The sequence below is a fragment of the Kitasatospora sp. NPDC086791 genome, assembly GCF_040685975.1.
Lineage (GTDB): Bacteria > Actinomycetota > Actinomycetes > Streptomycetales > Streptomycetaceae > Kitasatospora.
Genome location: NZ_JBFBOC010000020.1, coordinates 85640 through 105024 on the forward strand (window position 1 = coordinate 85640; position 19385 = coordinate 105024).

Consider the following 19385-nt stretch of genomic DNA (forward strand, 5'->3'; position numbering starts at 1 on the left):
GAGACCCACGCCCATGGCAACACTCTGCCGCCCCGCCATCGCCGTACCCGAGCACGTCATCACCCTCGACGAGACCCTCGGCCTGGCCCGCACCCTGCACGCCGGCCACCCCCAGCTCGGCCTGGCCCTGCGGCTGATCGAGAACACCGGGGTGCGGACCCGGCACCTGGTCCAGCCGATCGAGCGCACCCTCACCCACCCGGGCTTCGCCCGCCGCAACGAGGTGTACGAGCGCGAGGCCAAGCGCCGCGTCCCCGAGGTGGTCGAACGCGCCTTGGCCCACGCAGAGTTGACCGCCCGGGACATCGACCTGATGGTCTACGTGTCCTGCACCGGCTTCATGATGCCGTCGATGACCGCCTGGCTGATCAACACCATGGGCTTCCGCTCCGACACCCGCCAGGTGCCGATCGCCCAGCTCGGCTGCGCGGCCGGCGGCGCCGCCGTCAACCGCGCGCACGACTTCTGCCGCGCCTACCCCGGCGCCAACGTGCTCATCGTCGCCTGCGAGTTCTGCTCGCTCTGCTACCAGCCGACCGACCTCGGCGTCGGTTCCCTGCTCTCCAACGGCCTGTTCGGGGACGCGGTGGCCGCCGTGGTGATGCGCGGGCACGGCGGCCACGGCGTGCGGATCGAGCGCAACGGCTCGCACCTCGTCCCGGACACCGAGGACTGGATCTCGTACGGGGTGAAGGAGACCGGCTTCCACTTCCAGCTGGACAAGCGGGTGCCCGGCACGATGGAGCTGCTCGCGCCCGCGCTGCGCGGCCTGGCCGACCGGCACGGCTGGGACGTCTCCGGGCTCGGCTTCTACATCGTGCACGCCGGCGGCCCGCGCATCCTGGACGACCTGTGCCGCCTCCTCGGCCTGGAGCCGGCCACCTTCCGCTACAGCCGCGCGACGCTCACCGAGCGCGGCAACATCGCCAGCGCCGTCGTCTTCGACGCGCTCTCCCGACTGTTCGACGACGGCGGCGTCCCCGAGGGCACCACCGGACTGATCGCCGGTTTCGGACCGGGCATCACCGCCGAGATCTCACTCGGGAGTTGGGTCGGCGCGCCGGCCGGTGCGCCGCGCACCGGCCGCCCGGGCGCCGTCTCCACCTCCGGCATCGCCCTCGTCCATCCGGCCGTCCCCCACCGTTTCCCGGCCGGCACTACGATCACCGAATGACCGATACCACGGATCGCACCGACGCCTCCGCCAGAGCCGCCGAACTCGCCTCCCGTTTCCCGGCGTTGCACGCGCCGCAGTACTGGAGCTGGGGGCGGTACGACGCGCAGTTCTCCACCGAGCTGCCACCGGACGCACTGGTCACCAACATCCACCTGGTCGGCTTCGCGGACGGCGAGGTCGTGCTCTGCCGGGACGACCGGGACCACTGGTTCCTGCCCGGCGGCACCCGGGAGCAGGACGAGAGCGTCGACCTCTGCCTGCGGCGCGAGCTGCGCGAGGAGGCGGGCGCCCGGCTGCTCGGCGAGCCGGGCTGGCTGGGCGCGCACCGCTGCCGCACCGACGACCCGGTGCCGTACCGGCCGTGGCAGCCGCACCCGGAGAAGGCCTGGCTGTGGGGCTGGGGCGAGGTCGTGGTGGACTCCTCGCCGACCAACCCGGCGGACGGCGAGCAGGTGGTCGAGGTGCGGGCGGTCCCGGCCGCCGAGGCGCAGCGGCTGCTGCTGACCGGGCACGAGGCCTGGTGGGGCGAGCTGGTCGGGCTGGCGGTGGAGCTGCGGCGCCGGGCCGGTCTGGACTGAGGCCCGGCACGGCACGGCACGACGGAGGTATTCCCGCCCCCCGGAAGGATCACCGAAATGGCGGAACACCAGGGGCATGTGTCCGTTTTGTGGTGATATGACTCATTCATGGACACCACTCCGTTGACCGCGTCACCGCTGGCCGCGACCGATTACCCGCTGCTCAACATCTTCTGGACGATGCTGGAGCTGTTCGTCTGGATCCTCTGGTTCTTCCTGCTGTTCAAGATCATCACGGACATCTTCCGCAGCCACGACCTCAGCGGCTGGGGCAAGGCCGGCTGGCTGATCCTGGTGATCCTGCTACCCCTGATCGGCGTCCTCGTGTACCTGATCGCCCGCGGGCAGTCGATGGGCAAGCGCGACCTCGAACAGGCCCGGCAGAACGACGCCGCGTTCAAGGCCTACATCCGGGACGCCGCGGCGTCCGACACGGCCCAGGGCGGCGCCGGCCACGTCGACGACCTGGCGAAACTGGCGGACCTCAAGGAGAAGGGCGCCATCTCCGAGGAGGAGTACCAGAAGGCCAAGGCCAAGATCCTGGCCTGACCGGAGCGGTGCCCCGGCACGGTGACCGGTACACGGCGGGGCCGGTGGACACCACGTCCACCGGCCCCGCCGTCCTACGCCCGGATCAGGTCAGCGCCGCCCGGAGCGCCGGTCGCCCGCGCCGCCGTCGCGGCCACCGGTCAGACCGGCCCGGCGCAGCGCGTCCGCCATGGCGCTGTTGGCCGGCGCCGCGGCGCCGCCGGAGCCGCCCCGGTCACCGCGGTCACCCCGGTCGCGCCCGCCCTGAGCGCCACCACCGCCGCCACTGCCGCCGCGCCGCTCCTGGCGCGGCGGACGGGCCTGCCGCTCGCCCCGCTCCCCACGGTCGCCGCCCCGGTCTCCCCGGTCCCCGCGCTCGCGCCCGACCTCGTCGTCCAGCCGCAGGGTGAGCCCGATCCGCTTGCGCGGCACGTCCACCGAGAGCACCCGGACCTTCACGATGTCGCCGGGCTTGACCACCTCGCGCGGGTCCTTGACGAAGGTCCTGGACAGCGCCGAGACGTGCACCAGCCCGTCCTGGTGGACGCCCACGTCCACGAAGGCCCCGAAGGCGGCGACGTTGGTGACCACACCCTCCAGCACCATGCCGACCTCCAGGTCGCCGATCTTGTCGACGCCCTCCTTGAAGGTCGCGGTGCGGAAGGCCGGGCGCGGGTCGCGGCCGGGCTTGTCCAGCTCGCCCAGGATGTCGGTGACGGTCGGGACGCCGAAGGTGTCGTCGGCGAAGTCGGCCGGGCGCAGCGCGCGCAGCCGCGCCCCGTTGCCGATCAGCTCGCGCAGTTCCCCTCCGGTCGCGGCGAGGATCCGGCGCACCACCGGGTAGGCCTCGGGGTGCACGCTGGAGGCGTCCAGCGGGTCCTCGCCGCCGGGGATGCGCAGGAAGCCCGCGCACTGCTCGAAGGCCTTCGGGCCGAGCCGGGAGACGTCCTTCAGCTGCCTGCGGGTGCGGAACGGGCCGTTGGCGTCACGGTGGGCCACGATGTTGTCGGCCAGCGTGCCGGTGATGCCGGAGACCCGGGTGAGCAGCGGCGCCGAGGCGGTGTTGACGTCGACGCCGACGGCGTTGACGCAGTCCTCGACCACGGCGTCCAGCGAGCGGGAGAGCTTCACCTCGCTCAGGTCGTGCTGGTACTGGCCGACGCCGATCGACTTGGGATCGATCTTGACCAGCTCGGCCAGCGGGTCCTGCAGGCGGCGGGCGATCGAGACCGCGCCGCGGATCGACACGTCCAGCTCCGGCAGCTCCTGCGAGGCGAACGCGGAGGCCGAGTAGACCGAGGCGCCGGCCTCGCTGACCATCGCCTTGGTGAGCTTCAGCTCCGGGTGGCGCTTGATCAGGTCCTCGGCGAGCTTGTCGGTCTCCCGGGAGGCCGTGCCGTTGCCGATCGCCACCAGGTCCACGTCGTGCTTCTTCGCCAGCGCGGCGAGGGTGTGCAGGGCCGCGTCCCACTTGTTGGCGGGCTGGTGCGGGTAGATCGTGTCGTACGCGACGACCTTGCCGGTGGCGTCCACCACGGCGACCTTCACGCCGGTGCGGAAGCCCGGGTCCAGGCCCATGGTGGCGCGGGTGCCGGCCGGGGCGGCGAGCAGCAGGTCGCGCAGGTTCGCGGCGAAGACACGCACCGCCTCCTCCTCCGCCTCGGCGCGCAGCCGGGCCCGCTGGTCGATGCCGAGGCGGACCAGGATCCGGGTGCGCCAGGCCCAGCGGACGGTGTCGCCGAGCCACTTGTCGGCCGGGCGGCCGCGGTCGGCGATGCCGAAGCGGGCGGCGATCCGCTGCTCGTAGTCGTTCCCGCCGGGCAGGTCACCCTCGGACTCGCCGTCGTAGGGCGAGAGTTCGAGGTCGAGCACCTCCTCCTTCTCGCCGCGCAGCATCGCCAGGATGCGGTGCGAGGGGAGCTTGGTGTAGGGCTCGGCGAAGTCGAAGTAGTCGGCGAACTTGGCGCCTTCCTGCTCCTTGCCGGCGCGGACCGTGGCGACCAGCCGGCCGCGGGTCCACATCCGCTCGCGCAACGAGCCGACCAGGTCGGCGTCCTCGCCGAAGCGCTCGACCAGGATCGCCCGGGCGCCCTCCAGGGCCGCCGGGGCGTCCGCCACCGACTCGTTGAGGAAGCCGGCGGCGAGCGCGGCCGGGTCCTGCGAGGGATCGGCGAGCAGGGTGTCCGCCAGCGGCTCCAGCCCGGCCTCGCGGGCGATCTGCGCCTTGGTCCGCCGCTTCGGCTTGAACGGCAGGTAGATGTCCTCCAGCCGGGCCTTGGAGTCGGCGGCCAGCACGCGGGCGCGCAGCGCGTCGTCCAGCTTGCCCTGGGACTCGATCGATTCCAGGACGGCCGCCCGGCGGTCCTCCAGTTCGCGCAGGTAGCGCAGCCGCTCCTCCAGGGCGCGCAGCTGGGCGTCGTCGAGGGATCCGGTGACCTCCTTGCGGTAGCGGGCCACGAAGGGGACGGTCGCGCCGCCGTCGAGCAGATCGACGGCCGCCTTCACCTGCCCCTCGCGGACGCCCAGTTCCTCGGCGATCTTGCGCTCGATCGCCTGCTGGGCCTGCCGGGCCACCTGTTCGACTGGCGTGGTCACGAAGCCGGTCACCTTCTCCTTCAGTGCTTTCGCCGTACGCCCTGCATTCTGGCAGGTACCGACGACGGCGCCCGGCCGCCCCCGGGGCGGCCGGGCGTGGCGTGTCCGGACGGCGGCCCCAAGGAGGCTCAAGCGATGCCCAGTTGCCGCTGCCTAGGCTGGCGGGCATGGACACTCTGGACGCTGCCGCCGAGTTGGAGCGGCTCGCCGCCGCCAAGTACCTGCTGTTCACCACCTACCGGAGGAACGGCACTCCGGTGCCCACCCCGGTCTGGGTCGCGCGGGACGGCGACGCGCTGGTCTTCACCACCGTGACGAAGACCGGCAAGGTCAAGCGCCTGCGCAACCGCTCGGACGTGCTGGTCGGCCCCAGCGACATCCGGGGCAACCTGCTCGGTGGGCAGGTCCGGGCCACCGCCGTGCTCGACCCGGTCCGGGCGCCCGCCTACCGCAAGCTGCTGCGGCGCAAGTACGGGCTGCTGTGCGCGATCGCGCTGACCGCGAACGTGCTGCGGTTCGGCAAGGGCGGCACGATCGGGGTGCGGGTCACACCAGTGTGAGCGAGCCGCTGGGCCGGCCGTCGGCGGCCAGGTCGATCACCGTGGCCCGGCCGCCGGAGGTCAGCCTGATCCGGTCCGGGCCGTCCCAGGCGGCCTCGACCGTGTCGCGGTACGAGAAGTCCGCGTAGGCGATCTGCCAGCGGCGGGTGGTCAGGCCGGTGCCCTGGTCGACGAAGAGCCGCTGGGCGGTGCTGAGCATCCCGAGCTCCTCCTGCCGGACGATCCGCCGGTCCGGCCGGTCCGGCGCCCGCTGGGTCCCGGTGACCAGCGGGGCGTCCAGGAAGACCCACAGCGGCACCGTCGCGGCGGCCGCCAACAGCACGCCGACGCCCAGGACCACCCGGATCCAGGCCCGCCAGGTGACGCAGTAGAGCACCACCAGCAGCAGGGGCAGCGCCGCGGTGCACAGCGGCAGCGGCCGGTCGAGCCAGTCGCGCAGCACCAGCAGGCCGCCCGGGCGCCGGCTGAACCGTCCGACCGCGCCCAGCAGGGCGAGCAGCGCCAGCCCGGCCAGGGCCGCGCGCAGGGCCCGGCGTTCCCCCGCCGTCCGTTGACTGATCACCATGTCGTCAGCCTACGGGGCCGCGCAGTTGGGGAATACGGCTGAACGGGAACGATCGGCGCTGTACGCTGCCGGGCATGTGCGCTGCCACCCGGATGCACCCTGACGAGCCGGTGGTCGACGCGGCCCTGGTACGGCGGTTGATCTCCGCCCAGTTCCCGCAGTGGGAGCGCCTTCCGATCACGCCGGTCGGCGCGGCCGTCGCGGCCGGCTCCGCCGGGACGGACAACGCGATGTTCCGGCTCGGGCCCGAACTCGCCGTCCGGCTGCCCCGGGTGGGGTGGGCCGCCGGGGACGTCCGCCGGGAGCACCAGTGGCTGCCCACCCTGGCCCCCCGGCTGCCGCTGGCCGTCCCCGCCCCGCTCGCGGTCGGCCGGCCCGCCGCGGGCTACCCGTGGGAGTGGTCGGTGCTGCGCTGGATCGACGGCGTCAACCCGGCGGTCGGCGCCCTCGCCGCACCCGACGCGCTGGCCCGTGACCTGGCCGGCTTCGTCAACGCCCTGCGCGCCGTCAATCCGACCAACGGCCCGGCCGGCCACCGCAGCGTCCCGCTCGCCTCCCGGGACGGCGCGACCCGCGCGGCCATCGCCCAGCTCGCCGGCTCGATCGACACCGCGGCCGCCACCGCCCTGTGGGACAAGGCGCTCCGGGTGCCCGACTACGCCGGACCGCCGGTCTGGATGCACGGCGACCTCACCCCCGGCAACCTGCTGCTCTCCCGGAGCGGCCGGCTCGCCGCCGTCATCGACTTCGCCCTGATGGGCGTCGGCGATCCGACCGCCGACCTGATCGCGGCCTGGAACCTGCTGCCCGCCGCCGTCCGCCCCACCTTCCGCGCCGCCCTGCGCGCCGACGACGCGATGTGGGCCCGCGGCCGCGCCTGGGCCTTCTCGATCGCCCTGGTGACGATCCCCTACTACCGCCACACCGACCCGGCCCTGGCCGCCAACGCCCGCCACGTCGTGCGCGAAGTGCTCGCCGACCGCAGCGTCTAGCCCCCGCCGGGGCCTGGCCGTGGTTCTCGCGCCACCACGACCGGGTAAAGAACCTTCCCGGGTCAAGGCCCCCTGTTAGCCTGCATCCCATGAGCGGACTGCGCGAGCGCAAGAAGGAGCAGACCCGGCGGGCCATCTCGGAGGCCGCCATCGCGCTCTTCCTGGAGCGCGGCTTCGACCAGGTGCCGGTGGCGGAGGTCGCGGCGGCCGCCGAGGTCTCCAAGCCGACCCTGTTCTCCTACTTCCCCAGCAAGGAGGACCTGGTCGTCCACCGCTTCGCCGACCACCAGGAGCAGGCGGCGCAGGTCGTCCGCGCCCGGCTCGCCGGGGAGCCGGTGATCGAGGCCCTGCTCCGCGACTTCCTGACCGGCCTCACCCGGCGCGACCCCGTCACCGGCCTCAACGACCACCCCGCCGTGCTCGCCTTCACCGCCCTCGTCCACGGCACCCCGAGCCTGGCCGCCCGGGTCGGCGAGTACGTGGCCCGCGCCGAACGCTCCCTGGCCGACGCCCTGGCGGAGGTCCCCGACCTCCCCGAGCCGCGCGAGCTCTCCGCCGCACTGCTCGCCGCCCAGGTCACCGCCACCCAGCGCGTCCTCGCCCTGCACAACTGGCGCCGTATCCGGGACGACGGCCGCACCGCCGACGACCTGCACGCCGAGGCCGCCGGCGACGCCACTCGCGCCTTCGACCACCTCGCCCACGGCTACGGCCCGCCCGTCGCTGGCTAGAGTGCCGCACATGACGACCCGTCACCACGCGTTCGACGCCCTGCACAACTTCCGCGACCTGGGCGGCTATCCGGCCGCCGGAGGGCGGTCCGTCCGGTGGGGCCTGCTCCACCGCTCCGACTCGCTCGGCAAGCTCGCCTCGCCCGCCGACCTCGACCGGCTCCGGGCACTCGGCGTCCGGACCGTGATCGACCTCCGCTACCCCTGGGAGATCGCCGCCAAGGGCCGGGTGCCCGAGCTCGACGGGGTCGAGTACCACAACCTCTCCATCGAGCACCGCCCGTACGACCAGGCCGAGATCGACCCGGCGCTCGACCCCTGGCGCTACCTCGCCGACCGCTTCGCCGAGGTCGCCGAGGACGGGGTGAAGGAGATCCGGCAGGTCCTGGACGTGATCGCCGCCGCCGACGCCCCGGTGGTCTTCCACTGCGCCTCCGGCAAGGACCGCACCGGGCTGATCGCCGCCCTGCTGCTCACCCTGCTCGGCGTCGCCGAGGACGACATCGCCGCCGACTTCGCCCTCACCGAACTCGCCACCCCGCACTTCGTCGCCGAGTGGCACGCCGCCCACCCCGGCCGCACCCTGCGCTGGCCGGGCTACGGCCGCGCCCCGGAGGTCGTCATCCGCCTCGCCCTCGCCGACCTCGCCGCCCGGTACGGCTCCGTCGAGGGCTACCTCACCGGCACCCTCGGCATCGACCGCGACCGGATCGACGCCCTGCGGGCCCGGCTGCTGACCGCCTGAGGGCAACAGCCGGGAAGCGGCCGGGAACCGCCACAGCCAGTGGCGGACCACGACGGAACACGACGGCGCACGGCGCGGGAAGTCGGCCGGCCCGACTTCCCACGCAGGCGATAACCCGGTGGCGGGCGGGGGCAGTCACGAACGACCATGCACGGTATGACCGAACAACCCGCACGATGGACCGAGGCGACCGTCCACCCCGACATGTGGGCCGACCCGGACGACGACCCCCGCAACAGCGACGGACCCAGCCCCGACGGCGAACTCGGTTCACTGGACGACTGCCTGACGAACTACCGGCTGACCCTGCGGATGAAGTGCCAGGGCCTGGACGCCGAACAGCTGGCCCGCCGTTCGGTCCCGCCCTCGACGATGTCGCTGCTCGGACTGGTCCGCCACCTCGCCGAGGTCGAACGGGACTGGCGCAACTGGCTCACCGAGGACGAGCCGCTGCCGAAGCTGTACGGCCGACGGGACGCCGACTTCGACGGGGCGGTGGCCGAACCGGCCCTGGTGGAGGCCTCGTTCCGGGACCTCGAACGCGAACAGGCCGCGACCGACGCCGCGCTGGCCGGGTACGCCGACCTGGGCGAGCGGGTCGGCAAGGACGGCATCGCGATCCGGGAGCTGCTGGTGCACCGGGTCGAGGAGTACGCCCGGCACTGCGGGCACGCCGACCTGCTGCGCGAGTGCGTCGACGGCCGGGTGGGCCAGTGACCGGCGCGCCCTGAGGACGGGCCCCACGCCCTGAGGACGGGCCCTAGCGTCGACGCCCCCGGGCCGGCCGGCCGCCCTTGCCGGGGCCGGAGCGGGGCTTCGCCGTCGGGCCCGCCGGTGCGGCCACCGGCACCGCGGTGGCGGGCCAGTGGGCCGGGCGGGTGAGGCCGGCCGGGAGGCGGGTGGCGGCGTCGCCGCGGGCGGCGTGCAGCTGGGCCTGGGTGAGGTAGAGGGCCGTGCCGAGGTCGGCGCCGGACAGGTCGGTGTCGCGCAGGTCGGCGCCGATCAGGTCGGCCAGCCGCAGGTCGGCGCCGGAGAGGTCGGCGGCCACCAGCAGCGCCCCGCGCAGGTTGGCGCCCCGCAGGTCGGCGCCGCGCAGCCGGGCGCCGAAGAGGTCGCCGCCACGGTGCTCGCGGCGGCGCGGGACGGCGGCCCGGACGAGTTCGCTCGCGCGCAGCAGGAGTTCGCTGACCCGCTGCCGGTGAGCGGGCACGTCGATGGCGAGGATCTCCTCGGGGGTGCCGCCGGCCAGCCGGTCGGTCTCCGCCAGGGCCTGCCGCAGCTCGGCGTGGACGGCGCGGGCGGGCTCGAAGGTGAGCGCCTCGGTGAGGTACCGGAGGAGTTCGTGCAGTTGCCGCACGATCGGGAACACCTCGAACATCGGCCCGGCGCTGTCCGGCTCCTCCCGCCAGCTGCGGCCGCCGAAGGTCACCTGGGAGACCCGCTGCCCGGCGCCGAAGCAGTCGTAGACGGTGCAGCCCTGGAAGCCGCTGTCGCGCAGCCGCGCGTGGATGCCGCAGCCGAAGTCGGTCCGCAGGTTGCGGCAGGGGGTGCCCGCCGCCTTGTTCACCGCGAAGTCGCTGCCGGCCGCGAACGGCAGGGCGACGCAGCAGAGCCCGAAGCAGCTGCCGCAGTCGGCCCGGAGCGGGGTCGGCGCGGCCGCCGAGGGGTCCTGCGGCGGCTCGGTCTCGCGCACGTTCCGGGGTCCTTCCAGCCGGGCGCCGGGCGACGCCGTGAACCCGGAAATCCTACTGGGCAGACCCCCCGACCCGCCGGTAAGGTACTCAATGCATCAGAGACCATTACACGTGGGGAGTGGGCGTCATGCCGGAGCCGGACACCAGGGAACTGGTCCGACGGTGGATCTCGGGCTGGGTCGTCTCGCGCGGAGCCGCCGAACCGGTGGACCAGCCCTGGGGCTGGACCATCGACGTCGGCGCGCCGGCCGGGGAGGTGGGCCGGCACGTGCTGCCCGAGCCGACCGAGGCCGAGGTCCGCAAGATCGCCGAGGACACCACCGCGCCGGCCACCTGGCTGAAGCTGTTCGCCGAGGACGCCACCGTGCGCCCCTGGCTGGGCCCGCGGTGGCGGCCGGACGTACCGGGCTTCCTGATGAGCGTCCCGCTCGCCCCCGATCGGCCCGTGGCCCCGGCCGGCTTCACCGTGACCACCTGGGAGCGCGGCGGCGTGCTCCGGGTGCTGGTGCGCGACGGGGCCGGGCAGCTCGCGGCGCGCGGCCAGGCCGGCCTGGCCGGGCCGGTGGCGGTCCCGGACCAGATCACCACCGCGCCCGCGTTCCGCCGCCGGGGCCTGGGCGCCCTGGTGATGCGGACGCTGCAGTCCGCCGCGTACGAGCGGGGCGCGCGCACCGGCGTGCTGGTCGGCACCCCGGAGGGACGGGCGCTCTACACGGCGCTCGGCTGGACCACGCACGCCCCGATGGCGAGCCTGGTCCTGGAGCCGCGGCCCACCGAGTAACGGCCCGCCGGAGCCCACCGCGCAACGGCCCGCCGGAGCTCAGCGGTACGGCAGCAGCTCGGCCCGCTTCGGGGGACGGCCGTCCCCGGAGGAGCGGCCGGTCAGCCGACGACCGATCCACGGCCCGAGGTGGGTGCCCAGCCAGCGGGCGTCGGCGCGCAGGCGTTCGGCGCGGCCGGGCGGGGCGCCCACCGGCAGCGGGGCGCGCCAGTCGAAGGAGGCGGGGCGGCCGAGCGCCTCCAACACGCCTTCGGCGACCCGCCGGTGCCCCTCCGGGGAGAGGTGCAGCCGGTCCTCGGCCCACAGTCGGCGGTCGTCGAAGCAGGGCGCGGAGAAGAGGTCGACCACGGCGAAGCCGTCCTGGGCGCCCAGCTCCTGCACGAAGGCCTTCATCCGCAGGATGGTGGGCAGCAGCCGGGCGCTGCCGGCGAGCCGGCGGGTGGGGTCGGTGCTGGTGAACAGGACGACGGTGGCGCCGGTGGCCCGCAGTTCGCGGGCGCAGTCCCCGAGCAGCCGCTCGACCCGGTCGATGTCGCAGCCGGGGCGCAGCACGTCGTTGAGGCCGCCGGCCAGGGTGACCAGGTCGGCGCCCATGGCGGCGGCGGGGGCGAGCTGTTCGTCGTGGATCTGGCCGATGAGCTTGCCGCGGACGGCGAGGTTGGCGTACCGGAAGTCCCCGTCCGCACGTTCCGCCGCCAGCGCCGAGGCGACCCGGTCGGCCCAGCCCCGGTAGTGGCCGTCGGGCAGCAGGTCGTCGCACATGCCTTCGGTGAAGGAGTCACCGAGGGCGACGTAGTCGGCGTAGCCGCGGTGGGTGGTGGGCACGGAACGGGCCTCCGCTCTCCTGGGACGGTGTCGCGGTCCGACGATCGTACGTGTGCGCCTGCGCGGCCCGGTGGGGAGGGCCCCCGCCACCGCGCTCGTCGCCGGCCCGAAGCGTCGAACCGCCCGGACCGCCCGGACCGCCGGACCGCCGGTTGCGCCTCGCCGGTGGAGCGTCAGCCCGCGGCGACCGCCGGTTCGTCCCCCGCCTTGCGGGGCGTGAACCAGTGCTCGCGCACGGCGTCGGTGGGCCGCTGCTCGCCGAGGGCGGCCAGGCCCCACTCCCCCAGCGCCTCGACGACCGGCCGCAGTTCGCGGCCGCGCTCGGTCAGTTCGTAGACCGTGGCGTTGGCCGGGCGCTCCAGCCGCCGCCGGGTGACCAGCCCCTCGCCCTCCAGCTGCTTGAGCCGGGCGGCCAGGATGTCGGTGGAGACCCCGGGCAGGTCGGCGTGCAGGTCGGTGTAGCGGCGCGGACCGCCGAGGAGTTCACGGGCGATCAGGAGGCTCCAGCGCTCCCCCACCGCGTCCAGGGCGCGGGCGACGGCGCAGTACTGGTCGTAGCTTCGGCGTGACATGTGGATCAGCATAGCCAAGAGGTTGGACTTTCCAAGTGCCAACTTGGTAGAACAAAGCGGAAGCAGCGGAGCGGTGGTGACGGTCGGGAGGCCGCAGATGGAGTTTCGACAGTCCAGCAAGCTCAATGACGTGTGCTACGAGATCCGCGGCCCGGTGGTCGACCAGGCCAACGCCCTGGAGGAGGCCGGGCACACCGTGCTGCGGCTGAACACCGGCAACCCCGCCCCGTTCGGCTTCGAGGCGCCCGAGGAGATCATCCAGGACATCATCCGCAACCTGCCCAAGGCGCACGGCTACAGCGACTCGCGCGGCATCCTGCCGGCCCGCCGCGCGGTGGTGCAGTACTACCAGCAGCGCGGGGTCCAGGGCGTCACCGTCAACGACGTCTACCTCGGCAACGGCGTCTCCGAGCTGATCCAGATGGCCGTCACCGCGCTGGTGGACGACGGCGACGAGGTGCTCGTGCCGATGCCCGACTACCCGCTCTGGACGGCCGTGGTCCGGCTGGCCGGCGGCAAGGCCGTGCACTACCTGTGCGACGAAGAGGCCGAGTGGTACCCGGACCTGGACGACATCGCCGCCAAGATCACCGCCCGCACCAAGGCGATCGTCGTCATCAACCCCAACAACCCCACCGGCGCGGTCTACCCGAAGGAACTGCTGGAGGGCATCCTCGACCTGGCCCGCCGCCACCAGCTGATGGTCCTGGCCGACGAGATCTACGACAAGATCCTCTACGACGGCACCGAGCACCACTGCCTGGCCGCGCTCGCCGACGACGTGCTCACCCTCACCTTCAACGGCCTCTCCAAGGCCTACCGGGTGGCCGGCTTCCGCAGCGGCTGGCTGGTCGTCTCCGGCCCCAAGCAGCACGCCACCGACTACCTGGAGGGCCTCACCATGCTCTCCGGCATGCGGCTGTGCCCCAACGTGCCCGCCCAGTACGCCGTCCAGGCCGCGCTCGGCGGGCACCAGTCCATCAACGACCTGGTGCTGCCCGGCGGCCGGCTCACCGAGCAACGGGACATCGCGGTCCGGGCGCTCAACGAGATCCCCGGCGTCAGCTGCGTCAAGCCCAAGGGCGCCCTGTACGCCTTCGCCAAGCTGGACCCGGCGGTGCACCGGATCGTCGACGACGAGCAGTTCGTGCTGGACCTGCTGCTGCGCGAGAAGATCCACGTCGTCCAGGGCACCGGCTTCAACTGGCCCCGCCCGGACCACTTCCGCTTCGTCACCCTGCCCCGGGCCGACGACCTGGAGACGGCGATCAACCGGATCGGCCGCTTCCTGGCGACGTACCGGCAGAGCTGACGCATAGGGTCGCGGGCATGACCGTCCTGCGCTCGATCACCCTGTTCGTCCTCGCCGCGTTCGCCGAGATCGGCGGCTGCTGGCTGGTCTGGCAGAGCGTGCGCGAGCAACGGCCCTGGTGGCTGGCCGGGTTGGGCGTGGCGGCGCTCGGCGCGTACGGCTTCGTCGCGGCGCTGCAGCCGGACAGCCACTTCGGCCGGGTGCTGGCCGCGTACGGCGGGGTGTTCGTGGCCGGCTCGCTGCTCTGGGGCGTGCTGGTGGACGGCTTCCGGCCGACCCGCTACGACGTCACGGGCGCGCTGGTCTGCCTGGCCGGGGTCGCCGTCATCATGTACGGCCCCAGGCGCTGAACGCACCGGTGCCCCGGTGTCGGAGGAGGATCCGACACCGGGGCACCGTCACGACCGCCGGGGACTACCAGCCCCAGCCGCCGCCCTCGCCGTCGTCGTCACTGTTCGAGTCCCAGCCCTCGCCGACCTTGCGCAGGATCGAGTAGTTGTCGATCTGCGTGCCGTCCTCGGCCAGCGCGGTGACCTTCATGACCGACTTCTGGCCCAGGTGGGCCGGGGTCACGTCGACCTTGATGAAGGAGTAGCCGGTGTAGCGCACCCGCGACCACTGGATGGTCTCGGGGGTCTTCACCCGGCCCTTGCTCCAGTAGTAGGTCTTGACCTCGTCCTGGTGGTTCTCGTGCCCCTCGTAGGTGTCCGGCACGTCGAACTTGTACAGGCTGCGGCCGGCCGCGCCCGCGGTCACGTAGACCACGCCGTCCTTCGCGGGCTCGATGGTGGCGCCGCTCGGCACCTGCTTCGAGACCTTGTTGCCCAGGATGGCGTCGGTGCGCTCGTAGATGTGGTTGTGGCCGTTGATGACCAGGTCCACCCGGTACTTCTCGAACAGCGGCACCCAGGCCTCGCGGACGCCGCCCTCGGAGGCGTGCGCGACGGTGGTGGAGAAGGCGCAGTGGTGGAAGAAGACCACGACGAAGTCGACGGTCTCGTCGTTGCGCAGGTCCTTGAGGGTGCGCTCCAGCCACGTGGTCTGCTTGCCCGCCGAGAGGCCGAGGTTCGCCGGGATCTCGTAGGAGACGTCGTTGGCGTCCAGGGAGATGACGCCGACGTTCTTGTAGCGGAAGGTGTAGACGCCGGGGACGTTGCGCGGGTCCGGGCCGTTGTTCGGCAGGAAGAAGCGGGTGTTCTCGCCGCCGTAGCCGTTGGGCGAGTACCAGGCCTCGACGTCGTGGTTGCCGTACGCGACCATCCACGGGATCTCGGCGGCGACCGTCTCGGTCTGGACCAGGAAGTCGTCCCAGGTCTTCGCGTTGTAGACGGACTTGTCCGGGTCGGTGCCGGAGCCCGCCGGGTCGGCGTAGCAGATGTCGCCGGCGTGCAGGTGGAAGGCCGGCTTCTGGGCCTTGATGATGTGGTCGTTGCCCGCCGCGTGCGCGCTGACGCCCTGGTCGCCGAAGGCGGTGAAGGTGAACGGCTCGTAGACCTTGCCCCAGCGGTGGTCGCGGGCGGGCGCGGTGCGGAAGGTGTGCAGGGTGGAGATCTGCTGCTGCGAGGCCGGGTCGAAGCCCTCGTGGCCGACACCGTAGTAGTAGGTGGTGTCCGGGGTCAGGTCCTCCAGCGCCACGTGCAGGTAGTACTGGTCCACCGGCTGGCTGGTGGGGGTGAGCGCCGGGGTGTGCAGGGCGCGGACCTCGGCCTGGACCTTGTGGCTGAGCTCCCACGGGTGCTTGCCGAAGCGCAGGAACGGCTTCTTGACCGGCGCCGGGACCTGCCAGGAGACGCGGAACTGGGTGTCCGGCTCGGGGCCGAACTGGAGGTGGCGGCCGATCGGCGCGACCAGCGCGCCGTCGATGCCGTCCGTCGTGCCACCCGTCAGCAGCTGCGGGCCGGCCGGCGCCGCGAAGGCGGTGCCGCTGCCCAGGGCGCCGCCGACGGCGACGGCGCCGACGGTCACGGCACCGGCGCGCAGCATCCGGCGGCGGGAGAAACGGGCCCGCAGGTACTCGTGCTGCTCGGCCATGCTCATGCGGTCGGCAAGCTTGGCCGGCACGCCCATGTTGGGGATATCCATGCGCGGGACTCTGTCAGCGGATCGTGGATCGCACACGGACGCGCGGTGAACGGGCCGCAGCGCATCCCCCATTCGAACGCCAATGTTCGACCATGGCTTGGCAAAGGGCGTGTCCACGCCCGCCGGACACCGGATCATGGCCCCCACCGGCCCGGTCGCCTGAGGGGGCATCGGCGGCGCTCCCGCCGGGACGGGCGGGACTCCGGAGGGTCAGGAGGGCTCGTCCCACTGCGTGGTGGCCCGGTTGCCGGTGCCGTCGCAGGTGCGGCAGATCTCGTCCCGGTAGCCGTGCTTGGCGCCGCCCGCGTCCACCCGGTAGCGCACGTACACCCCGGTGCCGTCGCACAGGAAGCAGTTGCCTCCCCCGCCGCCCACCTCGGTGGTGCCGGTGCCCTGGCAGGTCCGGCAGCTGAGGCCGGCGGTCCGGCCGGTGCCCGCGCAGATGCGGCAGACCGTCGTCATCGTCTTCCTCCCTCGCACGGAACGGCTCGACGCCACCGGTCATGGTAGTGGTTCGGGGCCCCGGGCCACCCCGAGACGGTGATCTGACGATCGGTCGGGGCTCCCGCCGGGCCGGAACCGTCAGGCCGGAACCGTCGGGCCGCGACGGCTACTCCGGCAGGCCCTCGCGCACCCGGCGGGAGACCGAGATCAGCTGGAGGTCGAGCAGGCCGGGCGGCTCGGCGAGGCCGGGGCCGCCCGCGCGCACCCAGGCGGCTATGTCGTCGATCATCTCGTCCATCAGCACGAAGCCGAGCCAGACCGGCCGGCCGCCCGCGGCCCGGCCCTCGCTGGAGGGGCCGACCACCACCACGTTGGACTGGGTGCACACGTCCAGGCACGTGACGGCGCGGACCCGGCCAGCCGGGCCCACCGCCGTCCGCAGCCGCTCGTACTGCCCCGCGTGGTCCACCCCGGGGTGCTTCGCCTCGGTGCCGCAGCAGCAGCCGCGGCAGACGGTGACGGTCACCGGGGAGGCGGCGCCCCGCTTCCGGTCGCGGTCCCGGGCGCCGTCGCGGTCGCGGTCTCGGCGGCTCATCGGTTCTGGTACCCCTCGTGGTCGGCGGCGCGCTCTGCACCGGCACTGTACCCGCCGGTCAGGGGGCGCCAGGCAGGCCCTTAGGATGCGTACGCACGGCGGGAGGGGCGGACGGATGCCGAAGCGGAGGGGCCGGGCCCTGGGGGTGTCGGTGGCCACGGGGGTCGTGGGGCTCCTGTGCGCGGCAGCCGGGTTCGCCGTGATCGGCTCCGGCGGGTACTCGGCCCACCCGATGGGGGGCGACACGATGAATCCGGTCCTGCGGCAGGGCGACCTGATCCTGACCGACCGCGTCGCGGCCGCGGACGTCAGGCGCGGCGACATCTACCTCGCCGACTCCCCCTGGATGCTCGACCACCTCGTCGCCTCCCGCGTGACCGCCCTCGGCGGGGACCGCATCGCCTGCGCCGGCGGCCGGCTCACCCTGAACGGCGAGCCGCCGGACGAACCGGCCGCCCGCCAGGTCCACACCTGCTACCTGGACTTCGACGTCACCGTCCCGCCGGGTCGGGCCTTCCTGATGAGCGACCGGCGGGCGGACGCCGTCGACTCCCGGCTCAGCACCGGGGACGGGCAGCAGGGCACCGTCGAGCTGGCCCGGCTGACCGGGCACCGGGTGGTCTGGCACTCCGGCTCCGACGCGCCGGACCTGCCCGGCAAGCTGGTCGGCGCCGCCGCGCTGGTCGCGCTCGGCGCGCTGCTCGGCCTGGGCGGCCTGATCGCCTCGGTCGTCACCGCCACCCGCCGCCGCACGGCCTGACGGCCCGGCGGTCACCCGCCGCCCAGCCGCCGGTGCCGGACCGGCACCCGGACGCGGGCCGCTACCCGACCGCGCGCGCCGCGGCCCGCCCCGCCGTACGGCCCGAGAACAGGCAGCCGCCCAGGAACGTCCCCTCCAGCGAGCGGTAGCCGTGCACGCCCCCGCCGCCGAAGCCCGCGGCCTCGCCCGCCGCGTACAGCCCCGGCAGCACCTCGCCGTCCGGCCGCAGCACCCGCGCGGACAGGTCCGTCTCCAGCCCGCCCAGCGACTTGCGGGTCAGGATGCTGAGCCGGACGGCGATCAGCGGGGCGGCGTCCGGGTCGAGGATCCGGTGCGGGGCGGCGGTGCGGACGAGCTTGTCGCCGAGGTAGCGGCGGGCGCCGTGGATGGCGGTGACCTGGAGGTCCTTGGCGAAGGGGTTGGCCAGCTGCCGGTCGCGCTCCTCGACCGTGCGGCGCAGCCCGTCCGGGTCGATCAGCGGTTCGCGGGTCTTGGCGTTCATGCCCCGGGCGAGGTCGGCCAGGTTGCCCGCGACCACGAAGTCCCGCCCGTGCCGCAGGTGGCCCCGGACCGGGCCGGGGGCGCCGGGCAGCGCCCGGCCGAGCACGCCGCGCACGGACTTCCCGGTCAGGTCGGGGTTCTGTTCGGAGCCGGAGAGGGTGAACTCCTTCTCGATGATGCGCTGGTTGAGCACGAACCAGGTGTACGCGTACCCGGTGGACATGATGTGTTCGAGCGTGCCGAGGGTGTCGAAGCCGGGGAAGAGCGGGACGGGCAGCCGTCGGCCGCGCGCGTCCAGCCAGAGCGAGGACGGGCCGGGCAAGATCCGGATGCCGTGCCGGGCCCAGATCGGGTCCCGGTTCTCGATGCCCTCGGTGTAGTGCCACATCCGGTCGCCGTTGATCAGGCTGGCCCCGGCCGCGCCGGCGATCCCCAGCATCAGGCCGTCCACGTGCGCGGGCACGCCGGAGAGCAGCTTGGCGGGCGGGGTGCCGAGCCGGGCGGGCCAGGCCGCCCGGACCAGGTCGTGGTTGCCGCCGATGCCGCCGGAGGCGACCACCACGGCCTGGGCGCGCAGCTCGAAGTGCCCGGCGACCTCCCGGGAGCCGGCCTCGCCCCGGGCGGCCGGGCTCGGCTCCAGCACCTCGCCGATGACGGTGTCGACGGCGCCCGCGGTGGCGGCCAGCCCGGTGACGCGGTGCCGGAAGCGCAGGTCGACCAGTCCGCGCGCGGCGGCGGCGCGGACCCGGCGGACGAAGGGCGCCAGCAGCCCGGGGCCGGTGCCCCAGGTGATGTGGAAGCGCGGCACCGAATTGCCGGGCCCGTCGGCGAGGAAACCGCCGCGCTCGGCCCAGCCGACCACCGGGAAGAACCGCACGCCCATCCCACGCAGCCAGGCCCGCTTCTCGCCCGCCGCGAAGTCCACGTAGGCCTCGGCCCAGCGGCGCGGCCAGGCGTCCTCGGGGCGGTCGAAGCCGGCCGTGCCGAGCCAGTCCTGCCAGGCCAGGGCGTGCGAGTCGCGGATCCGCAGCCGGCGCTGCTCGGGCGAGTCGACCAGGAAGAGGCCGCCGAAGGACCAGTGCGCCTGTCCGCCGAGCGAGGCCGCCGGTTCCTGGTCGAGCAGGATCACCTTCCGCCCGGCGTCGGCGAGTTCGGCGGTGGCGGCGAGGCCGGCGAGTCCCGCTCCGATGACGATGACGTCGGCGTCCAGGGCCATGCGCAGTCCTCCGTCGCGGCTCGCGGTGGCGACGGGCCGGCGGGCGCGTCGTCGCGGTGCGCCCGATACTGCGGCCCGCGGTGACGTCCGGTCAACCACCGGTCGGCCCTCCGGTGACGAATGCGTGCGCGC

Annotated in this window: 20 protein-coding genes and 1 pseudogene; 12 read left to right on the forward strand and 9 right to left on the reverse strand. The window is 73.8% G+C overall.

Translation table 11 applies throughout. The features are described 5' to 3' along the window. The first annotated feature begins 13 nt into the window (after nucleotides 1–13). From AB0Q99_RS24235 to AB0Q99_RS24245, 3 genes are all read left to right on the forward strand, one after another. Nucleotides 14–1174 carry a type III polyketide synthase gene (locus tag AB0Q99_RS24235; protein WP_363575079.1) on the forward strand — a complete coding sequence of 387 codons (1161 nt, stop codon included), beginning with the start codon at nucleotides 14–16 and terminating at the stop codon, nucleotides 1172–1174. Continuing rightward, on the forward strand, nucleotides 1171–1755 hold the full coding sequence (locus AB0Q99_RS24240) for an NUDIX domain-containing protein (protein ID WP_363575081.1): 585 nt from the start codon (nucleotides 1171–1173) through the stop codon (nucleotides 1753–1755). Before AB0Q99_RS24235 ends, AB0Q99_RS24240 begins: the two co-directional genes overlap by 4 nt. 108 nt (nucleotides 1756–1863) lie before the next feature. Next, a complete protein-coding gene (locus tag AB0Q99_RS24245; protein ID WP_363575083.1) occupies nucleotides 1864–2304 on the forward strand; it encodes an SHOCT domain-containing protein in 441 nt (146 codons plus the stop codon). 90 nt (nucleotides 2305–2394) lie between these two features. On the opposite strand, the gene AB0Q99_RS24250 is transcribed toward AB0Q99_RS24245, so the two are convergent. After that, entirely contained in the window at nucleotides 2395–4878 is a 2484-nt protein-coding gene (locus AB0Q99_RS24250) for a Tex family protein (RefSeq protein ID WP_363575085.1), read from the reverse strand. Nucleotides 4879–5045: 167 nt separating this feature from the next. On the opposite strand from AB0Q99_RS24250, the gene AB0Q99_RS24255 reads away from it, so the two are divergent. Then, nucleotides 5046–5438: a PPOX class F420-dependent oxidoreductase gene (locus AB0Q99_RS24255; RefSeq protein WP_363575086.1), complete on the forward strand. Its 393-nt coding sequence runs from the start codon at nucleotides 5046–5048 to the stop codon at nucleotides 5436–5438. Here the strand turns inward: AB0Q99_RS24255 and AB0Q99_RS24260 are convergent. Next, nucleotides 5425–6003: a hypothetical protein gene (locus tag AB0Q99_RS24260; RefSeq protein ID WP_363575088.1), complete on the reverse strand. Its 579-nt coding sequence runs from the start codon at nucleotides 6001–6003 to the stop codon at nucleotides 5425–5427. The two genes, AB0Q99_RS24255 and AB0Q99_RS24260, sit on opposite strands and share 14 nt — an antisense overlap. A gap of 74 nt (nucleotides 6004–6077) precedes the next feature. Here AB0Q99_RS24260 and AB0Q99_RS24265 point away from each other — a divergent pair, with 74 nt between their 5' ends. The 4 genes from AB0Q99_RS24265 (at nucleotide 6078) to AB0Q99_RS24280 (ending at nucleotide 9188) form a co-directional block, all read left to right on the forward strand. Continuing rightward, on the forward strand, nucleotides 6078–6995 hold the full coding sequence (locus tag AB0Q99_RS24265; RefSeq protein ID WP_363575090.1) for an aminoglycoside phosphotransferase family protein: 918 nt from the start codon (nucleotides 6078–6080) through the stop codon (nucleotides 6993–6995). Between the two features lie 89 nt (nucleotides 6996–7084). After that, the gene (locus AB0Q99_RS24270; RefSeq protein ID WP_363575092.1) at nucleotides 7085–7726 is read left to right on the forward strand and encodes a TetR family transcriptional regulator; all 642 of its coding nucleotides are present in this window, start codon (nucleotides 7085–7087) and stop codon (nucleotides 7724–7726) included. A 10-nt stretch (nucleotides 7727–7736) separates the two neighbouring features. Beyond that, on the forward strand, nucleotides 7737–8471 hold the full coding sequence (locus AB0Q99_RS24275; RefSeq protein ID WP_363575094.1) for a tyrosine-protein phosphatase: 735 nt from the start codon (nucleotides 7737–7739) through the stop codon (nucleotides 8469–8471). A gap of 156 nt (nucleotides 8472–8627) precedes the next feature. After that, nucleotides 8628–9188 (forward strand): DUF664 domain-containing protein, encoded by a 561-nt coding sequence (locus AB0Q99_RS24280; RefSeq protein ID WP_363575096.1) that lies wholly within the window; start codon nucleotides 8628–8630, stop codon nucleotides 9186–9188. 43 nt (nucleotides 9189–9231) lie between these two features. Here AB0Q99_RS24280 and AB0Q99_RS24285 read toward each other — a convergent pair whose 3' ends face one another. Continuing rightward, the gene (locus tag AB0Q99_RS24285; RefSeq protein ID WP_363575098.1) at nucleotides 9232–10164 is read right to left on the reverse strand and encodes a pentapeptide repeat-containing protein; all 933 of its coding nucleotides are present in this window, start codon (nucleotides 10162–10164) and stop codon (nucleotides 9232–9234) included. 128 nt (nucleotides 10165–10292) lie between these two features. Here AB0Q99_RS24285 and AB0Q99_RS24290 point away from each other — a divergent pair, with 128 nt between their 5' ends. After that, complete coding sequence (locus tag AB0Q99_RS24290; RefSeq protein ID WP_363575100.1) at nucleotides 10293–10946, forward strand: GNAT family N-acetyltransferase; 654 nt, start codon at nucleotides 10293–10295, stop codon at nucleotides 10944–10946. Between the two features lie 39 nt (nucleotides 10947–10985). Here the strand turns inward: AB0Q99_RS24290 and AB0Q99_RS24295 are convergent, their stop codons facing one another. Further along, complete coding sequence (locus AB0Q99_RS24295; protein WP_363575102.1) at nucleotides 10986–11771, reverse strand: SGNH/GDSL hydrolase family protein; 786 nt, start codon at nucleotides 11769–11771, stop codon at nucleotides 10986–10988. A 218-nt stretch (nucleotides 11772–11989) separates the two neighbouring features. Beyond that, nucleotides 11990–12343: pseudogene (locus AB0Q99_RS24300) on the reverse strand (helix-turn-helix domain-containing protein); the annotation flags it as partial. A gap of 97 nt (nucleotides 12344–12440) precedes the next feature. Here AB0Q99_RS24300 and AB0Q99_RS24305 point away from each other — a divergent pair. Next, nucleotides 12441–13655, forward strand: coding sequence for a pyridoxal phosphate-dependent aminotransferase (locus AB0Q99_RS24305; RefSeq protein ID WP_363575104.1), 1215 nt, complete (start codon nucleotides 12441–12443; stop codon nucleotides 13653–13655). A 17-nt stretch (nucleotides 13656–13672) separates the two neighbouring features. Next, complete coding sequence (locus AB0Q99_RS24310; protein WP_363575106.1) at nucleotides 13673–14005, forward strand: YnfA family protein; 333 nt, start codon at nucleotides 13673–13675, stop codon at nucleotides 14003–14005. A 64-nt stretch (nucleotides 14006–14069) separates the two neighbouring features. On the opposite strand, the gene AB0Q99_RS24315 is transcribed toward AB0Q99_RS24310, so the two are convergent. The 3 genes from AB0Q99_RS24315 to AB0Q99_RS24325 all read right to left on the reverse strand — a co-directional run bounded on the left by AB0Q99_RS24315 (nucleotide 14070) and on the right by AB0Q99_RS24325 (nucleotide 16776). Continuing rightward, nucleotides 14070–15737, reverse strand: a complete 1668-nt coding sequence (locus AB0Q99_RS24315) for a metallophosphoesterase family protein (RefSeq protein ID WP_363575108.1) — start codon at nucleotides 15735–15737, stop codon at nucleotides 14070–14072. A 210-nt stretch (nucleotides 15738–15947) separates the two neighbouring features. Then, a complete protein-coding gene (locus AB0Q99_RS24320) occupies nucleotides 15948–16199 on the reverse strand; it encodes a hypothetical protein (RefSeq protein WP_363575110.1) in 252 nt (83 codons plus the stop codon). Between the two features lie 148 nt (nucleotides 16200–16347). Then, on the reverse strand, nucleotides 16348–16776 hold the full coding sequence (locus AB0Q99_RS24325; protein WP_363575112.1) for a (2Fe-2S) ferredoxin domain-containing protein: 429 nt from the start codon (nucleotides 16774–16776) through the stop codon (nucleotides 16348–16350). 115 nt (nucleotides 16777–16891) lie between these two features. On the opposite strand from AB0Q99_RS24325, the gene lepB reads away from it, so the two are divergent. Further along, complete coding sequence (gene lepB / locus AB0Q99_RS24330; RefSeq protein WP_363575114.1) at nucleotides 16892–17536, forward strand: signal peptidase I; 645 nt, start codon at nucleotides 16892–16894, stop codon at nucleotides 17534–17536. A 61-nt stretch (nucleotides 17537–17597) separates the two neighbouring features. Here the strand turns inward: lepB and AB0Q99_RS24335 are convergent, their stop codons facing one another. Beyond that, entirely contained in the window at nucleotides 17598–19253 is a 1656-nt protein-coding gene (locus AB0Q99_RS24335; RefSeq protein ID WP_363575116.1) for an FAD-binding dehydrogenase, read from the reverse strand. Between the last annotated feature and the right edge of the window lie 132 nt (nucleotides 19254–19385).